The 16,461-nt window shown below is 39.0% G+C and carries 15 protein-coding genes and 1 rRNA gene; 3 read left to right on the top strand and 13 right to left on the bottom strand.

Annotation, left to right across the window (positions count from 1 at the left end; translation table 11 throughout):
* Positions 1-384: 384 nt before the first annotated feature.
* The 12 genes from BMY14_RS20020 to BMY14_RS19965 form a co-directional block, all read right to left on the bottom strand.
* Complete coding sequence (locus tag BMY14_RS20020) at positions 385-1,239, bottom strand: MurR/RpiR family transcriptional regulator (RefSeq protein ID WP_091835930.1); 855 nt, start codon at positions 1,237-1,239, stop codon at positions 385-387.
* Between the two features lie 108 nt (positions 1,240-1,347).
* Entirely contained in the window at positions 1,348-1,704 is a 357-nt protein-coding gene (locus BMY14_RS20015) for a PTS glucitol/sorbitol transporter subunit IIA (protein ID WP_091835927.1), read from the bottom strand.
* Between the two features lie 37 nt (positions 1,705-1,741).
* Positions 1,742-3,061: a gluconate:H+ symporter gene (locus BMY14_RS20010; protein WP_091835924.1), complete on the bottom strand. Its 1,320-nt coding sequence runs from the start codon at positions 3,059-3,061 to the stop codon at positions 1,742-1,744.
* Positions 3,062-3,258: 197 nt separating this feature from the next.
* Positions 3,259-4,158: a phosphogluconate dehydrogenase (NAD(+)-dependent, decarboxylating) gene (gene gnd, locus BMY14_RS20005; protein WP_091835921.1), complete on the bottom strand. Its 900-nt coding sequence runs from the start codon at positions 4,156-4,158 to the stop codon at positions 3,259-3,261.
* 25 nt (positions 4,159-4,183) lie between these two features.
* Complete coding sequence (locus BMY14_RS20000; protein WP_091835918.1) at positions 4,184-5,731, bottom strand: gluconokinase; 1,548 nt, start codon at positions 5,729-5,731, stop codon at positions 4,184-4,186.
* 178 nt (positions 5,732-5,909) lie between these two features.
* Positions 5,910-6,380: a PTS sugar transporter subunit IIA gene (locus BMY14_RS19995; RefSeq protein WP_091835915.1), complete on the bottom strand. Its 471-nt coding sequence runs from the start codon at positions 6,378-6,380 to the stop codon at positions 5,910-5,912.
* Positions 6,381-6,420: 40 nt separating this feature from the next.
* The gene (gene nagA / locus BMY14_RS19990) at positions 6,421-7,560 is read right to left on the bottom strand and encodes an N-acetylglucosamine-6-phosphate deacetylase (RefSeq protein WP_091835912.1); all 1,140 of its coding nucleotides are present in this window, start codon (positions 7,558-7,560) and stop codon (positions 6,421-6,423) included.
* A gap of 123 nt (positions 7,561-7,683) precedes the next feature.
* Positions 7,684-9,075 (bottom strand): N-acetylglucosamine-specific PTS transporter subunit IIBC, encoded by a 1,392-nt coding sequence (gene nagE, locus BMY14_RS19985; protein WP_091835908.1) that lies wholly within the window; start codon positions 9,073-9,075, stop codon positions 7,684-7,686.
* A 200-nt stretch (positions 9,076-9,275) separates the two neighbouring features.
* A complete protein-coding gene (gene nagB / locus BMY14_RS19980; RefSeq protein ID WP_091835906.1) occupies positions 9,276-10,007 on the bottom strand; it encodes a glucosamine-6-phosphate deaminase in 732 nt (243 codons plus the stop codon).
* A gap of 73 nt (positions 10,008-10,080) precedes the next feature.
* Positions 10,081-10,923: a MurR/RpiR family transcriptional regulator gene (locus BMY14_RS19975; RefSeq protein ID WP_091835903.1), complete on the bottom strand. Its 843-nt coding sequence runs from the start codon at positions 10,921-10,923 to the stop codon at positions 10,081-10,083.
* A 60-nt stretch (positions 10,924-10,983) separates the two neighbouring features.
* A complete protein-coding gene (locus tag BMY14_RS19970) occupies positions 10,984-12,555 on the bottom strand; it encodes a PTS transporter subunit EIIC (protein WP_091835900.1) in 1,572 nt (523 codons plus the stop codon).
* Positions 12,556-12,614: 59 nt separating this feature from the next.
* Complete coding sequence (locus BMY14_RS19965; protein WP_091835897.1) at positions 12,615-13,283, bottom strand: N-acetylmannosamine-6-phosphate 2-epimerase; 669 nt, start codon at positions 13,281-13,283, stop codon at positions 12,615-12,617.
* Positions 13,284-13,683: 400 nt separating this feature from the next.
* On the opposite strand from BMY14_RS19965, the gene BMY14_RS19960 reads away from it, so the two are divergent.
* The 3 genes from BMY14_RS19960 (at position 13,684) to BMY14_RS19950 (ending at position 16,263) form a co-directional block, all read left to right on the top strand.
* Complete coding sequence (locus tag BMY14_RS19960; RefSeq protein WP_091835894.1) at positions 13,684-14,022, top strand: SMR family transporter; 339 nt, start codon at positions 13,684-13,686, stop codon at positions 14,020-14,022.
* Between the two features lie 5 nt (positions 14,023-14,027).
* Complete coding sequence (locus tag BMY14_RS19955) at positions 14,028-14,348, top strand: SMR family transporter (RefSeq protein WP_091835891.1); 321 nt, start codon at positions 14,028-14,030, stop codon at positions 14,346-14,348.
* Positions 14,349-14,502: 154 nt separating this feature from the next.
* Positions 14,503-16,263 carry a GGDEF domain-containing protein gene (locus BMY14_RS19950; protein WP_019555595.1) on the top strand — a complete coding sequence of 587 codons (1,761 nt, stop codon included), beginning with the start codon at positions 14,503-14,505 and terminating at the stop codon, positions 16,261-16,263.
* A 106-nt stretch (positions 16,264-16,369) separates the two neighbouring features.
* On the opposite strand, the gene rrf is transcribed toward BMY14_RS19950, so the two are convergent.
* Positions 16,370-16,461: ribosomal RNA gene (gene rrf / locus BMY14_RS19945) — 5S ribosomal RNA — on the bottom strand; the annotation flags it as partial.

The raw sequence follows: 16,461 nt of genomic DNA, 5'->3' as shown, positions 1-16,461 counted from the left end.
TTAAAAATCTAAATTATCTTTTTTGTTAAAAGAAATTGTTAGTTGTTGTTTTCAAACGCAAGCGTTCGAAAACCGCACATCTGGCTTGATACATGTTGGTGTACATATATCTTTTTGTTTTCTACATTGTTTAGTTTTCAAAGAACACGTTGCTGGCACTTGCTTAAGTCAGCTTGTATAGATTATCACATCCGCAAGCGGCTGTCAATATCTTTTTTTGAAACCAGTTGATGTCATTGCCTTAAAGACAAGTGAATCCGTGATTTCGTTTTTTTGTTTTCGCCGTTGTTATTGGCGACTTGTAATATACTACACTCTTTCAGCTTTACTGTCAATACTTTTTTTAAAAAACATTTTTTGTTTTTAAATTTCTTTTAGCTAGGCTCAAACTCGCCGTTTAGCAATGGCCTGTCGCATTTTTTTCATATGATTTATGTATTTTTCTGTATCATTTAAGGATATACCCGTATACAACAAATCTACAATAGCCATATGTACGAGTCGCGATGCAACAGCTTCCGAGCGATACCGCACTTCTCGTCCCATCCCATGCAAAACGAAATCCGCCCGTTTGGCCAAAGGCGAATGAACATAACTCGTAATTGCAATGACGGGTACATTGTTTTCTTTTGCAATATCAACGGACTGTAGTAATTCAATCGTAGCACCTGTATGCGAAACCGCAATTATAGCATCGGCGGCTGTCAAAAGCGAAGCCGAAGTAACTTGCATATGTGAATCTTCATAAGCATGAATCAACATGCCAAATCGCATGAATCGTGTTTCTATGTCACGACAGACTGTTGCCGAATTGCCAAACCCATAGACAGCAACGCTGCGGGCTTTGCATAAAACCGCTACAGCTTTTTCGATCGTCTTAAAATCAAGTAATTTTAGGGTATCTTGCAGTCCATCATTAATATTCTGAAATATTTTACCAGCCAGCGCTTCATATGAATCGGTTCGATGAATATCTTGATATATACTCTCATCCGGTGTAAAAAGTTCTCCTGCCAACGCAATTTTCAAACTTTGTAAACCACTAAATCCCAATTTTTTACAAAATCGAGATACTGTAATTTCTGCACTTCCCGTATTCGCTGCAATATCTGAAATAGTTTGTTCCATAATATTTTTTTCATTTTCGATAATATAGTCCGCAATCCGTCGTTCCGATTTTGTCAAATCTTGATAGCTGCTCCGTAGAATTGGCAATTGGACAAATTGTGCTTTCTCCATAACGTAAACCACTCCGTTCCTTAATCATTCCTCCATTATAACGTGATTTAGGGAAAAAACAAACAAGAGCCGCTTATGTTCGCGACTCTTGAAAATATTACACTATCATCAGACAAAACAAATTGTATCACCGACCATAACCCGAGGTATTCCTTTCCCCGACATGGCAATCTGTCCCGGCTGTTCCACGGTATCTTTCCCATTAAATAACAATGTGCAGTGACCATGTTCCTTTAACGTGTTTAATGCATCAGAACCAATCGCTGTTATCGTGTATTCATGATCCGCTATAAGCACAGTACCACCAACTTCAATCAAACCGCTCACTTCATCTTTCGTATGAGCCACAACCATATCGAGATATTCATATGGCACATCTCGATCGAATAAAATCATGCTTTCGCGCAATTTTAATAATTGAAGGGAAAAATCACCGATATTCGTAATCGTTACTTCATATTTCATAAACTCCGCCTCCTCCTACACAAATTATTATATCATTTTAACCGACAAACACGTTAATTGCCAAGACACCGATCAGTCCAACAACTGAAATAGTTGTTTCAAGTGCACACCAAGTACGGACAGTTTCTTTAATCGTAAGCCCGAAAAATTCTTTAAACAACCAAAATCCCGGATCATTTGGTGGACTAACAATTAGACTCCCCGCACCTGTTGCCAAAACCATCAGTTCTGGACTGACACCAGACATTGCGATAAGCGGTGCTACAATTCCGCCCGTTGTCAAAGCAGCTACTGTCGCTGAACCTACCGAAATACGAATAACGGCTGCAATCAACCAGGCCAAAAGCAAGGGTGAAAGATTAGATCCCGCCATTAAAGCGCCAATATATTTGCCCACGCCACTTTCAATCAAGATTTGCTTTAAAGCGCCGCCGCCACCCACAATCAATAAAATCATTGCAATAACCAAAACAGCCTGTTCAACAATTTTCATTACTTCGGTCATACTTTTCCCCCGATTCAATCCGAAGGTAAATATGGCAATCCCAACCGAAATAGACATTGCCATATCCGGTGTCCCTAAAAAAACCAGAACATTTTGGACAACAGAATCACCAGACATCGTCAGCTTTGCCACAGCAGAAACTGCCATTAATATAACAGGAATCAACGCGGTCGAAATGCTGGTCAAAAAAGAAGGCATTTCTTCCTCCGTAAAAACTTTTGGACTATATAAACCTTGTGGTACTGCCGGATTAAGATCTTTCACTGTATTATAAAGCAAAGGTCCCGCAATAATTACAGCAGGTACAGCCAAGATAGCTCCATAAAGCAGCGTCAAACCAATATCAGCATTATAAATTACAGCAATAGCCGTAGGGCCCGGATGTGGTGGCAAGAAACCATGTGTCGCTGATAAAGCTGCCGCCATCGGAATCCCCACTTCCAGCAGTGGGATCTTAGCTTCTACGGCAATCGTAAATACCAACGGAATTAAAAGAACAAACCCAATTTCATAAAACAAAGCAATGCCTACAACAAAACCCGTCAAACATACCGCCCATTTTACATTTTTACGACCAAACACATTAATAAGCGTCGTTGCAATACGCTGTGCTCCACCACTTTCAGCCATAAGCTTACCAAGCATAGCACCGAAACTAATGACAATCGCTAATCCGCCCAGTGTTGCGCCAAGGCCACTCTGAATCGTCGGTAAAATTTTAATAATAGGCAAACCTTCTGCATAGCCCACAACCATTGCCACTAAAACCAAGGACAGAAAACTATTCAATTTCACCTTCACAATTAGGAAAAATAGCAGAAAAATACCGCAAGCTAAAATAAATAATGGCATAATGTAAATCCCCCTTTTGAATTATTACTGAAAACCCTGTTATTTTCTTTCTAGATATATAAACAAGAAGTAATTCTATCTCTATTTTTACAAATAAATGTTATATTCTCATCATTTATCGGTAAAAAGGTAGATGTCTTAACTAGTAAGACACCCTAGATGAAAAACACGACCGTCGATAAAATGGATCTATATATTTATTGATGCTCCACGGCATGACCGCCAAATTGATTACGCAAGGCTGCCACCACTTTCCCGCTGAATGTATCTTCTTCCATTGAACGATAACGCATAAGAACTGACAATGCTATCACCGGCGTACAAATTTGTTTTGCCAAGGCTTCTTCTAACGTCCATTTTCCTTCACCGGTCGAATGCATAATTCCTTTTAAACCCGACAGCTGACTGCCCTCTTCGCGAAATGCATTTTCTGCCAGTTCCATAAGCCAGCTGCGAATGACAGAGCCATGATTCCACATTCCCGCAACTTTTTCCATATCATATTTGTATTCACTCTTTTGTAAAACTTCAAAACCTTCCGCCATCGCCTGCATCATGCCGTATTCAATACCATTATGTACCATTTTACAATAATGACCACTACCAGATGGACCTGTATATAGACAGCCTCCAGATATAGAAATGCTCTCAAAAAGCGGCTGACAATGTTGATAAGCGGATTCATCGCCACCAATCATCACACAAACCCCCTCTAACGCCCCTTCTTTACCGCCACTCGTTCCACAATCCAAATAAGACAGCCCAACTTTCTTTAATTCTTCACTCCGCCGAACCGTATCACCATAATACGAATTACCGCCATCGACAATGATATCCCCCGGCTGACATACTGTTTTAAGCAAATTCAGCGTTTCTTCTACCGGTTTACCAACAGGAACCATCATATATAATACCCGCGGACTTTCAAGTTGATTTACCATATCAACCAAATCTGCCGCTATGTTTGCCCCTTTTTCTTTTAGCCCATTCGTATTAGCTGGCATAACATCATAAACCACCAATTCATGCCCGTTTGCTAAAATGTTTTTAGCCAAATTATAGCCCATTTTCCCAATACCAATTAGTCCTAATTTCATCCCAATGTACCCCTTTGTCTGTATTTTAAATTGTTTTCTGATAAGCCACGAGATCGGAAAATTCCTGCTGCACGTTCCAATAAAGCCGATCATAAATATCATATAGTTTTGCATACACCGCTGCATTTTCTACTTGTGGTGTATATATTTTTTTAGGCTGGATTAAGGAAGCTGTATCTTCAATACTATGTATAATACCTGTTGAAATAAAACCTAATACCGCTGCGCCAAACGCTGCTCCCTCACTGTTATCGGGCAAAGTTAACGTTTCACCAAACACATCAGCCATAATTTGAAGCCATAAGGGTGATTTAGTAAAACTACCACTCACACGTATATCTTGGACATCACCAAAATCTCGCAATGCCAGTAAAACACTATTGAGACTATAACAAACCCCTTCCATCGCAGCTCGTATCATATGTGACCGGCCATGATTCAAAGATAAACCAAAAAACATACCGCGCAGGTCCGAATTCCAATAAGGAGCTCTTTCGCCTGTAAAAAACGGCAGTAACAGCAAACCATCAGACCCGGCTGCAACCCGCCCCGCTTTCATCGTCATAAGATCATAGGCATCCACATCCAGATTTTCCATCTGGGCGCTGCCATAATGACAGACTTTATCTCGCATCCAGCGCATCACAATCCCACCATTATTGATTGCACCACCGGCAACCCACATATCATCGGTAAGATTATAGCACCACGTCCGTCCCTTAGGATCAACCTTCGGTACCGCAGTCAACATTCGCAAAGCACCACTTGTGCCGATTGTGGCACTGAGCTGACCTTGTTGAACCGCACCGATGCCAACATTTACCAGCACCCCATCCGTTGCTCCAATAACAATCGGAATCCCGTTTGGCAAATGCATGCGCTGTGCCGCTGTCGGCAAAATTGCCTGATGATAGGTCGTTGCTACAACCTGAGGCAAAGCAGTTTCTGTTATGCCTAAATACTGAAGAATATCCGTATCCCACTGCAAATTTGCCGCATTATAAAGTCCACTGCTGCTCGCAACAGATTTATCAACGACCCACTCGCCAGTAAAATGCTCAAACACATAATCTTTAATGGAACTGACATACGACATGCGACCAAATAAATCTGGATGATGCTTGCGCAGCCATAAAATTTTAGTCATTGGATAGCAAGCATGAACTGGGCAACAAGTTTTTTGGTAAAAACGATTGCAAAGTTCTGCATCGAGCTTCATCGTCTTTACAATATCTGAGCTGCGGCTATCTGCCCAAGTCATCATATTTGTTAGAAAATTTTTATCAGCATCCATCGCGGCAAAACTATGCATAACTGTACTCAGGGCCACGCCGGCAAGTATTTTACCTTTATAACGTAACGCATCCGCTGTATCTTTCACAACGCTTTCCACCGCATTATAAATCTGCGCGGGATTCTGTTCCGCCCAGTCCGGATGCGGTGTATCCAATGGATACAGAACTTCAGCCGAACTCAGTTTCTGTCCATCGGGCTGATAAGCAATTGCCCGAACTCCGGTAGTACCAATGTCAACGCCAATCCAAACACAATCTCCCCACCGCTCTTTTTGCATGAAATCAACCTCCAAATTTATTTTAAGCATCGCTTATGAATTGATTGTAGTCTAACACAAGCCACAATAAAATGCAATACATTATTCATTTATTTAAATAATAAATGATATAGTTATTTCATTTTATTTTAAATAAAAATGCCCGTTTCAGTTTTATACCAAAACGGACATTTTCTACTCACTTAGGTTCGATAACCAGTATCTTACCACTACTATCTTCCAACGTTTTTACCACATTTTTAACTTTATCTGCCATATTCGTTAATACAACAATTGTTGTCAGTTTTTTCTCTTGCGAAAGAATATAATTCCGATCAAACGTAATCAATTTATCGCCTTGTTTGACCGAATCATTTTCTTTAATATGAACCTCAAAGCCCGCTCCATTTAACTCCACGGTATCGAGTCCCACATGAATTAGAATCTGCACGCCATCTTTTTCGATTGCCACCGCGTGTTTTGTCCCTGCCAGTAAAACGATCTGACCATCACAGGGTGCCAAAATACAATCTGTTTCAGGTTCCACCGCAAATCCATCCCCCAGCATTTTCGATGAAAAAACCGCATCCTCCACTTCTGTAATATCAATCACCTTGCCTAAAACCGGTGCATAAATTTCAAATTTTTTCTTATTAAATAAACCAAACATACTGTCACTCCTTCTATTTATATGGCAATCACTTCTTATTTTAATCTTTCTGATAAACTACGTGGCCTTCTACAATGGTCTGCGAAATAAAAATGTTATCATCAAAAAATGTCAAGTTTGCTTCTTTGCCAACAGCAATTGACCCCATTTTATCATAAATCATAAGTTCTTTTGCTGGATTTATGGTTGCAAGTCGTATTACATCTTGCAGCGGCACTCCCGTATTTAGCCAAAAGCGTCGAATCGCTTCATTCATGGTCAATACACTCCCGGCAATGGTACCATCACGAAGTGTTGCAATCTGATCTTTGACGATTACAACCTGCCCGCCCAGCTCTGATTCTCCATCCGGCAGCATACAAGCACGCATGGAATCCGTAATTAAAATAAGCTGGTCTTTTCCTTTTATTTTATAAACAAGTCGCTGCATAGCTGGATGCACATGCACATTATCCGCAATGATTTCACAAGTCACTGCTGTATCAAGGGCCGCTCCTACCACACTCGGTCTACGGTGATGAAGCGGCTGCAAACCATTGAACAGATGGGTAACTTGACCCACGCCAGCCGCAATCGCCGCCATGGCTTCCTCATAGGTTGCCGAGCTGTGCCCCATTGAGACCACAATATGATTTTTTTTACACTCTTTCATAAATGTATCGTCGACCAGTTTTTCTGGGGCAATCGTAACGATTTTTATAATATCTTTATAAGGTTCTAAATAGGAAAAATCCGGTGTAATAATATACTTTGAACTCTGCGCTCCCTTGTAAACTTCACTGATAAAAGGTCCTTCGACATGACACCCGAGAATTTTCGCACCCATTTTTTTCCCCATGGCCGCTCTAATTTGATCAAAACTGCGATAAATTGTCGGAAAATCATAGGTCATGGTCGTTGGCAAAAATGCCGTCACGCCACTTTGTGCCATACCTTCACGAATTGTATCCAGTGCTTCTGGAGTATCATCCATCGCATCAAAACCATGGCAGCCATGAATATGTAAATTGATAAATCCGGCAGATACATATTTACCCTCTGCATCGATTACCAAATCAGCGGAATTTGCTGAAAAAAAGGTATCGGGTATTATTTTTTCTATGGTTTCATTATATAAAAGGACCTGTCCTGTTAAAATTTGATCGTCTAAGATTATTTTCCCATTGATAATTGCCTTCATATGATTCATCTCCCAAGATTTATTTTACCATAGAAAAAAGGAATGGGGTTATGACAAACTTTTGCCGCAGCCCCATTCCTCGTTTAAAATCATCGTTTTGATGCTATAACAAAAGCAATGTATCTACTTTTTTTCTTGTTTTACCAAAGCATTCATTTCATTCGCGATAAGTTCTGCCCTGGTGCCAACTACAACCTGCACATTTTGACCTTTTTTGATGACCCCAGCTGCACCAAGTGCTTTTAGAGCCGCTTCATCTACCTGTGCGGCATCTTTGACAGTTAAACGCAAACGTGTAATACATGAACTCACTGCTTCAAGATTTTCCGTACCACCTAAATGAGCTACGATTTGTTTCGTATAGGCATCAATATTGGTATTATCACCTGCTTTATTATCATCTTCAGTATCATATCTGCCAATTGTCGGAATATCAAAATGACGAATCGCCCAGCTGAAGATAACATAATAAATCACGGCAAATACCAAACCAATTGGAATAATCAGCGCCGGTTTCGTCGCCAGCCCCCAATTTAGTAAATAATCGATAAGCCCTGCTGAAAAACCAAATCCATGCAAAACACCAAAACTATAAACGACTGACAGCGCAAGCCCCGTCAAAATTGCATGGACTGCATAAAGACCTGGTGCCAAAAACATGAACATAAATTCGATTGGTTCCGTAATCCCCGTTAAAAATGCAGTAAAAGCAACAGAAATCAAGACCCCGGCAACTTTACTGCGATTTTCCGGTTTGGCTGCCCGATACATAGCAAATGCCACGGCTGGCATACCAAACATAAATATGATATAAAATCCTGCCATAAACATTCCCGCATGTGGATCGCCAGCAAAGAAACGGTTCAAATCACCCGTTGCCACTTTACCAGCGGCATCTGTGTAATTGCCGAATACAAACCAAATAAAACTATTCAAAATATGATGCAGACCAACTGGAATCAGCAAACGATTCAAAACACCATAAACAAAAGTCCCCACGACGCCCGCACCAATAATCCATTCCCCCAGAGAATGAATAAATACCTGAATCGGTGCCCAAATTACGCCAAAAATCCCCGCCAAAACGATTGATACCAGTGCTGTAATAATCGGTACAAATCGCCGCCCGCCAAAAAAGCCGAGAAACTCCGGTAACTTGATATCATAGAATCGATTATATAAAACACCCGCTTCAATCCCACTGATAATCCCCGCTAAAACACTCATATTGAGTTCGGGATTAATTGCCTTCAGCCCTTCCGTTAAAATAAGATAACCAATGGCACCAGCCAAACCTGCCGCTCCATTATTATCTTTCGCCAAACCTACCGCAATACCAATGGCAAATAAAAGTGCTAAATTGCCAAATACAGCGGCCCCTGCTTTTTCAATAAAAGGAATATTCAATAAATCCGGTGCACCAAAGCGTAATAATAAAGCCGCTGCTGGTAATACAGCAATCGGCAGCATCAAAGCTTTACCGATGCTTTGTAATTTTGAAAACCAGTTTCCCATAAATATAGACCTCCTCCTAAATATAATTTACTTGCTTGGAAACTCATTTATTATACCCCTAACCTACAGTGCTAAGCAATGTACAACACTGCACGATAAAGAAAACGAGATTTTGCAATCATTCTAGAAGCGGATTCTATTATCCTGCAGAACCACCTAAAAATCAAAATTTACGAGTAAAGCTTTTACAAAACATGTTGCTATTTCGGTAAAAGAGCCGCTGCCTCTTTATCGACAATAACGATAACATCTTGATGCAGCTGCAAGATAGATGCTGGTGCGTCAGGACGAACACCACCATAAATAGCCTTATAGATTGCTTCCGCTTTATTTTTCCCATTGGCTAACAAAATTACTTTTTTCGCCAGCATAATGGTCTTAATCCCCATACTGATTGCATAACGCGGCACATCCTTAGGGGTAGTAAAAAATCTTGCATTTGCCTCAATTGTTTCCTCGTCAAGTTTCACTTTATGTGTCGTCGCTTCAAACTTAATATCCGGTTCATTAAAGCCGATATGAGCATTTTGCCCAATCCCTAATATTTGTAAGTCCATACCACCTTTACCCTCGATTAATGTGTCATAATGTTTACATTCTTTTGCCAAATCATCCGGATTGCCATTCGGAATATAAATATTTTCCGGCTTGATATTGATTTTATCAAAAAAATGTTCATGCATAAAATAATGATAACTTTGTGGATTACCTGGCTCTAAACCCAAATATTCATCCAAGTTAAAACTAATCGCCTCAGAAAAATCCAAACCAATTTGTTCATGAACCTGCACGAGCTTTTGATACATCAAAAGCGGTGTGCTTCCCGTAGCCAAACCAAGTACACTATTTGGCTTTAAGTACAATTGTCCGGCCACAATCCTCGCCGCAGCCGTACTCATTTCTTCATAAGATTCCGTAATAATAATACGCATAATACTCTCCTCTCACACCTCTATCGATTAAATATTTTTAAACATTCCATCAAATGCATCATAAATGAAATTTTCATCTTAATAATTCAATGGCCTGCGTTGTCAGGCATTTCTTTTTTTCGGCGACAGCAGGCATTTGTTTCACGACTTGCGTATAAACAAGATCCATCAAAAACAGCTGTGCCAATTTCGCTGAAATTGACCCCGTCTCCAGCAATGTTTCACGAGCTGCATACGCAAGATGCAAATCCGCTATAGCTTGTAACTGCGAATGTTGATTCGACGTAATAGCAATAATTTTAGCCCCATTTGTTTTAGCTAACTCCACCGTTTTTATAACTTCAATTGTGTTCCCTGAATGCGAAATCGCCACAACAATATCTTTGTCCTGCACCAGTGAAGCCATCATAATCATTTGATGACTGTTGTCATAACTGGTACAATCAAGACCAATCCGGAAAAATTTATAAGCTGAATCTTGTGCCATAAAGCCAGAATTTCCAATGCCAATAAAATAGATGCGTCGTGCTGTCATCAATAGTTCAGCACTGACCTGAATGTCCTCATTTTTTAATGAATTCAAGGTCTTTTCCAGTGTTCCAATATTTGCATCCAATAATTTACGCGCGGTAACCAATGCCGTTTCATCACTTTCAATATTGCGATTAATAATATAACGCTGGTTGACAAACATTAACTCTTGCGCCAAGGCCACTTTAAAGTCTGGCAAAGTGGAAAAGCCCATTTTTTTTACGAAACGCGTGATCGTTGATTCACCGATCCCGCACTCCTTAGCCAATTGTGAAATCGCCGTATGAGACACTCTTTCGATATTTTGTTTGATATATTCCATTAAAATTTTATCCGACTTTGATACCTTAAATTTAGGTTTTGCTAGCTGTTTAATTATATTCATTTCAAAAAAATCTCCTAGTTATCCAAAAACATCCTGACAAAATGATTTTTATTTTGCCGCTTATTCGTTGCGCTTTGTAAAAATCTCTTCAATTTCACTTTTAATTACAGTAACTTGTGGACCATAGATAACTTGAACCCCATTACCGCTTTGCAAAACGCCAATGGCACCGCTTTCTTTTAAGATCCGTTCACTGACCTTTTTGCCATCTTTTACGGTGACCCGCAAACGTGTTGCACAGCAGTCAAGATCTACAATATTATCTCGGTCACCCAGGCCTCTAAGAATCAGCTCCGGGCGTGCTGCATCCTTTGAAAGCACAGTCACTGGTTCCATTTCAGCATCTTCTCTGCCTAATGTTTTAAAATTGAATTTCACAATCAAATACCGAAAGGAAAAATAATATAAGAAAAACCACGGAACACCCACCAGGGGAACTAAAACCCAATTTGTTTTTGCGGTTCCTTGTAAGATACCAAACAAAACAAAATCAATAAATCCTCCCGAAAAAGTTTGCCCGATCGTAATCTGTAACATATGGGCGATCATAAATGCACAGCCATCAAAAAATGCATGTAATACATAAAGTGCCGGTGCTACAAATAAAAATGAAAATTCGATTGGTTCTGTTATCCCTGTCAAAAACGATGTTAAGCCCGCCGACAGCAAGAGCCCACCAACCACTTTCTTGTTTTCCGGTTTTGCCGTATGATACATCGCTAAACAGGCACCAAGCAGTCCAAACATCATTGTGATAAAACGGCCAGACATAAACCTTGAAATGCCAATATAATACTGCTGCGTTGTTGGATCACCAAGCTGAGCAAAGAAAATTCGCTGCGTTCCTTCCACAAGCTGTCCGTTGACCACTGCACTGCCACCCAGGGCTGTTGTCCAAAATGGTAGATAAAAAATATGATGCAATCCAAAAGGGCCAAGCATTCTAAGCACAAATCCATAAATTAAAGTACCTATATATCCCGTAGAATCGACCAATGTCCCCATGCCAAAAATCAGTTTTTGAAAATGCGGCCACACAACGACCATAACTGCCCCAACAAAAATTGCGGCAAAAGAACTGACAATTGGCACAAAGCGTGACCCACCAAAAAAGCCGAGAAATTGCGGTAATTCAATTTTATTATATTTATAATGCAAAAAATAAGTCATAAGGCCAATCACCACACCACCAAAGACGCCAGTTTCCAGCGTCTGAACCCCTAAGCTCATCCCCTGTCCAGCTCCAGCAAGGTTATCGGTGGCTAAAGTTCCCGTAATTTTAAGCAAAGCATGGATACTGGCATTCATGACAAGAAAAGCCAGCAACGACGCTAGTCCAGCTGTTCCCTTATCAGTTCGTGCTAAGCCAACAGCAATCCCCACTGCAAACAATACTGCCAAATTAGCAAAAACGATAGATCCGGCATCGGACATAATAATAAAAATATTTTGCAGCCACGAAATATCCAAAAACGGATATGTTTTTACAGTATTCGGATTTGACAAAGCTCCACCAATACCGAGCAATAAACCTGCCGCGGGTAATACCGCAATCGGCAGCATAAAAGACTTACCAAAACGCTGTGCCTTTTCAAAAAAAGTGCTATTGCCTGTTGTATCAAAAATACTCATCCAGACTTCTCTCCTTTTTCATTTTATAATACAGCTATTTTATCCTAGTCTATGCAAAATTAATTTTGTATTACAGCAGCAAACTTTTTTGTAATAAGTTGCGGTCTAGTTATCGCCGAGCCAACAATTGCCGCATAAGCTCCCGCCGCAAAAACATGTGCCAGATCCTCTGGTGTATTGATTTTCCCCTCAGCTAATACAGGGATCGTTAAGTCCGCTGCTAATTTTTCTATTAAAGCAAAATCAGGTCCTATCGATAAATTTGAATAATCCGTATAGCCAACCATCGTTGTCGACACTGCATCTACACCATATTGTACCGCCTGCACGGCTTCTTCATACGTTGATATATCGGCTAAAACCTCTACTTTTTGTTTCTTGATTCGCGCAACTAAAGACTGCATAGACTCCCCGTTTGGTCTTTTTCGATTTGTCATATCAAGTGCAATCATCTCACATCCTGTTGCTAAAAGTTCATCAACTTCACGTATTGTCGGTGTAATATAAATAGCTGAATCGGCATAATTTCGCTTAATTAAACCGATAACTGGTAAACCTGTTATTTTTTTAATTTCCTGAATATCCGCTACTCCCTGTGCTCGTATAGCAACAGCACCACCTTCTTGCGCCGCTTTTGCCATACGCCCCATAATGAATGGACTATGCAGCGGCTCATTCGGCAAAGCTTGACACGATACCAATAATTTCCCCTTTATTTGTGCTAACAACGAACCAGCCTCCTCTATTTAGATGTAATAACTAATTTTAATTTGATAATAACATGCAATTCTATTTTTTGCAATATTTTTTCATTTTTATCATTATATATATATAAATCACAAAAAAAAATGTTTTATGGTATTATATTTCATTTTGTGAAAAAAGGAAAATGCGTACAAACCTTTCAAATCGATCGAAGTCCACGGAACTCGATGGAGATGCAAGGAGATGTACGGAGCAGCATGCCTATCCCGATTGGCGCAGGATTGGGCTGTATAGTGCAGGATTGGCATGAATAGCGTCATTCGCCAAGGTACTATCATAAATGATACAATATACATATAAAGAATATATACTTTATAAAATAAATGACCGGGCAGTTTGGTTTATAGTAAGGGGTTAGATATTATGCTACAGTGGTGCGCTTTGTTTTTAGCAGTCATTACTGAAGTAATAGGAACGACGCTAATCAAAATAAATATCGTCGATCAAAATGAACCTATTGTAGGATATGTTTTATGGTTAGCCATGATGGCTTTATCGTATTTCTTTTTATCAAAAGCAATTGTTAAGATTTCCTTGAGTCTTTCCTATGCCGTATGGGAAGGTGCTGGACTGATTGCTATTACGTTCATTGGTTTCTTTTTATTCCATGAACATTTACCCATCACCAAAATAATTGGCATTTCAACAATCGTTGCTGGCATTCTTTTATTGAAAAATGGCAGCAACGAAAGAAGCAGGTGATTGAAATGAATAACGAAATGCTTTTCCTCAGCCTCTCCATTTTACTAGATGTTGCTGCAAATATTTTTTTAAAAAAATCAAATGGATTTCGACAAAAACTCTGGGGTCTGGCCGCAATTGTATCGATTCTTTTAGCTTTTATTGCTTTTTCCCAAGTCATCAAAACAATGGATCTTAGCATCGCCTATGCTTTTTGGGGCGCCGCCGGATTGATTTTAACGACTTTTGTCGATATGACATTTTATGGTCTGCGCCTTAAAAATAGCGCGATCGCAGGTATTGCCTGCATGATTACGGGCATCGTCTTAATAAAATACGTGGCATAAACAGCTGTATTTCACGAAAGTGAAATACAGCTGTTTTTTATTAAAATATAACCTAAGTATTAACTAAAAATTAACCAAAACTTAGTCTAATTACCTATAAAATTTGTTATAGTAGTAAAAGGAGACTATAAATAAAATTTTAGGAGGCAATGTTTTGTCTTTTTCACCTCAACACGAATTATTACGCATCATTGAAGGAGAACTCATTACACCAGTGTATCAACCAATTGTAAATTTAAAAGATGGTACCATTCTTGGCTATGAAGCACTCAGCCGCGGTCCTAAAAATAGCATTTTGGCTAATCCCGAAGATTTGTTTAAAATTGCTTCTCAATACGATAAATTATGGAAACTTGATTATCTATGCCGTAAAAAAGCAATAAAAAATGCGAAACCCATGTTAACAAATCAACTATTATTCTTAAATGTCGATCCTAAAATATTGTATGACAAAGATTTTCACCAAGGAACGACAAAAAAGCTATTAGCAGAATCAAATATCAATAGCAACCATATTATTTTTGAAATCACCGAAAAAACAATTATTAATGATTATGCAAATTTCCGCGCAGTTTTGAATAATTATCAAAGCCAAGGCTATTCCATTGCTCTAGATGATGTTGGGTCTGGTTATTCAGGTCTAACATTATTGACCAAAGTCACCCCGCAATTTATAAAAATCGACCTTGAATTAATCCAAGGTGTACATAATGATAAGATTAAACAAGCCATTGTAAAATCATTAGTTGATATTTCGGCGATAAAATCAATGGAAATCATTGCCGAAGGCATTGAAACGAGAGAAGATTTACTCACATTAATGTCGATGGGTATTCATTATGGACAAGGTTTTTACTTATGTAGACCGGCACCAACCTTAAATGACATTTCAACTGAACTAATCGAATTGATAAAAAAAAACGAATGTTACAAAAAAGAGCAATCTAGTAATATTTTCTTAAGTACGCCAATAGGTACGATTGCAAAAAAAAAGAAACCTTTTTCTTCGACAACACTTGGTAAAGAGATATTATCTCATTTACAGTTGGATCAAAAAGAATCAGATATCATCATCGTCGATAATGAATATCCAATTGGGCTTATTAGCAAAGATACTTTTCTGAGCCACTTAGCGACAAATTATGGTTTATCAATCTATAGCAGTCGGCCAATAAAATTATTACTGAACTCATCACCTCTGCATTTAGATTATAATACCCCCATCAATGAAGCCACAAAACTCTCCATGCAGCGTCAGCCTGACCATATTTATGATTCGATCATCATTACAAAAAAAGAAAAATATTTTGGAATAGCAACCATTAAGGATCTCTTGGAAATATCAACGAAAATAGAATTAAATCGTGCCAAAGATGCAAATCCCCTAACGGATCTACCTGGAAATAAAATGATTGATTCCGAACTAAAATATTATTTACGTAACCAAATTCCCTTCACAGCTATTTACATAGACTTAGATAATTTTAAAATTTACAATGATGTATATGGTTTTGATGCTGGTGATACCGTTTTAATTACAACCGCTTCAATATTAAATCAATGTATCAATCGGCTTTATAAAAATTCTTTTCTCGGTCATATCGGTGGTGATGATTTCATTATGTTTTTGCCAGGAACTGAAACTACAAAAATATGTCAGCACATCATCGATGTATTTGCCAAGGAATCAAAATTATTTTATTCAGCTGAACATCGTCAGTTAGGTTATATTGTAGCCAAAAACCGTAGTGATCAAATTGGTGAATTCCCGCTTATGACAATATCTTTAGCTGTAATCATTGTTCAAAACAATCATAATGTCGATATAAAAACCCTATCAAAAAAAGCGGCTACTATCAAAAAACTATGCAAAAAAGATTGGGAAAATAATTTTATTATGGAAGTTTTACAATAGGACCACCAAGTTGAGGTGGTCCTATATTCGTTAACTTCTTTTTAGGAAGAGTTTAAAGTTTTTTCCATACGAAAAAAGCACCCATATACATGAGTGCTTCTTGTTTAACTGGCAGTTTTCTATCCTCCCAGGGCGTTTCCACCCAAGTACTTTCGACGTTCAAGTGCTTAACTACTGTGTTCGGTATGGGAACAGGTG

The organism is Propionispira arboris, from assembly GCF_900109225.1.
In the GTDB taxonomy this organism is placed as follows: domain Bacteria; phylum Bacillota; class Negativicutes; order Selenomonadales; family Selenomonadaceae; genus Propionispira; species Propionispira arboris.
The sequence above is the reverse complement of the archived record's forward strand: the minus strand, read 5'-3'. Positions and strand labels throughout refer to the sequence as shown.

What these genes read in the sequence shown, in the direction of transcription:
- BMY14_RS20020 (WP_091835930.1), bottom strand. Translation starts at nt 1,239, where the DNA reads ATGGAGAAAGCACAATTTGTCCAATTGCCAATTCTACGGAGCAGCTAT.
- BMY14_RS20015 (WP_091835927.1), bottom strand. Translation starts at nt 1,704, where the DNA reads ATGAAATATGAAGTAACGATTACGAATATCGGTGATTTTTCCCTTCAA.
- BMY14_RS20010 (WP_091835924.1), bottom strand. Translation starts at nt 3,061, where the DNA reads ATGCCATTATTTATTTTAGCTTGCGGTATTTTTCTGCTATTTTTCCTA.
- gnd (WP_091835921.1), bottom strand. Translation starts at nt 4,158, where the DNA reads ATGAAATTAGGACTAATTGGTATTGGGAAAATGGGCTATAATTTGGCT.
- BMY14_RS20000 (WP_091835918.1), bottom strand. Translation starts at nt 5,731, where the DNA reads ATGCAAAAAGAGCGGTGGGGAGATTGTGTTTGGATTGGCGTTGACATT.
- BMY14_RS19995 (WP_091835915.1), bottom strand. Translation starts at nt 6,380, where the DNA reads ATGTTTGGTTTATTTAATAAGAAAAAATTTGAAATTTATGCACCGGTT.
- nagA (WP_091835912.1), bottom strand. Translation starts at nt 7,560, where the DNA reads ATGAAGGCAATTATCAATGGGAAAATAATCTTAGACGATCAAATTTTA.
- nagE (WP_091835908.1), bottom strand. Translation starts at nt 9,075, where the DNA reads ATGGGAAACTGGTTTTCAAAATTACAAAGCATCGGTAAAGCTTTGATG.
- nagB (WP_091835906.1), bottom strand. Translation starts at nt 10,007, where the DNA reads ATGCGTATTATTATTACGGAATCTTATGAAGAAATGAGTACGGCTGCG.
- BMY14_RS19975 (WP_091835903.1), bottom strand. Translation starts at nt 10,923, where the DNA reads ATGAATATAATTAAACAGCTAGCAAAACCTAAATTTAAGGTATCAAAG.
- BMY14_RS19970 (WP_091835900.1), bottom strand. Translation starts at nt 12,555, where the DNA reads ATGAGTATTTTTGATACAACAGGCAATAGCACTTTTTTTGAAAAGGCA.
- BMY14_RS19960 (WP_091835894.1), top strand. Translation starts at nt 13,684, where the DNA reads ATGCTACAGTGGTGCGCTTTGTTTTTAGCAGTCATTACTGAAGTAATA.
- BMY14_RS19955 (WP_091835891.1), top strand. Translation starts at nt 14,028, where the DNA reads ATGAATAACGAAATGCTTTTCCTCAGCCTCTCCATTTTACTAGATGTT.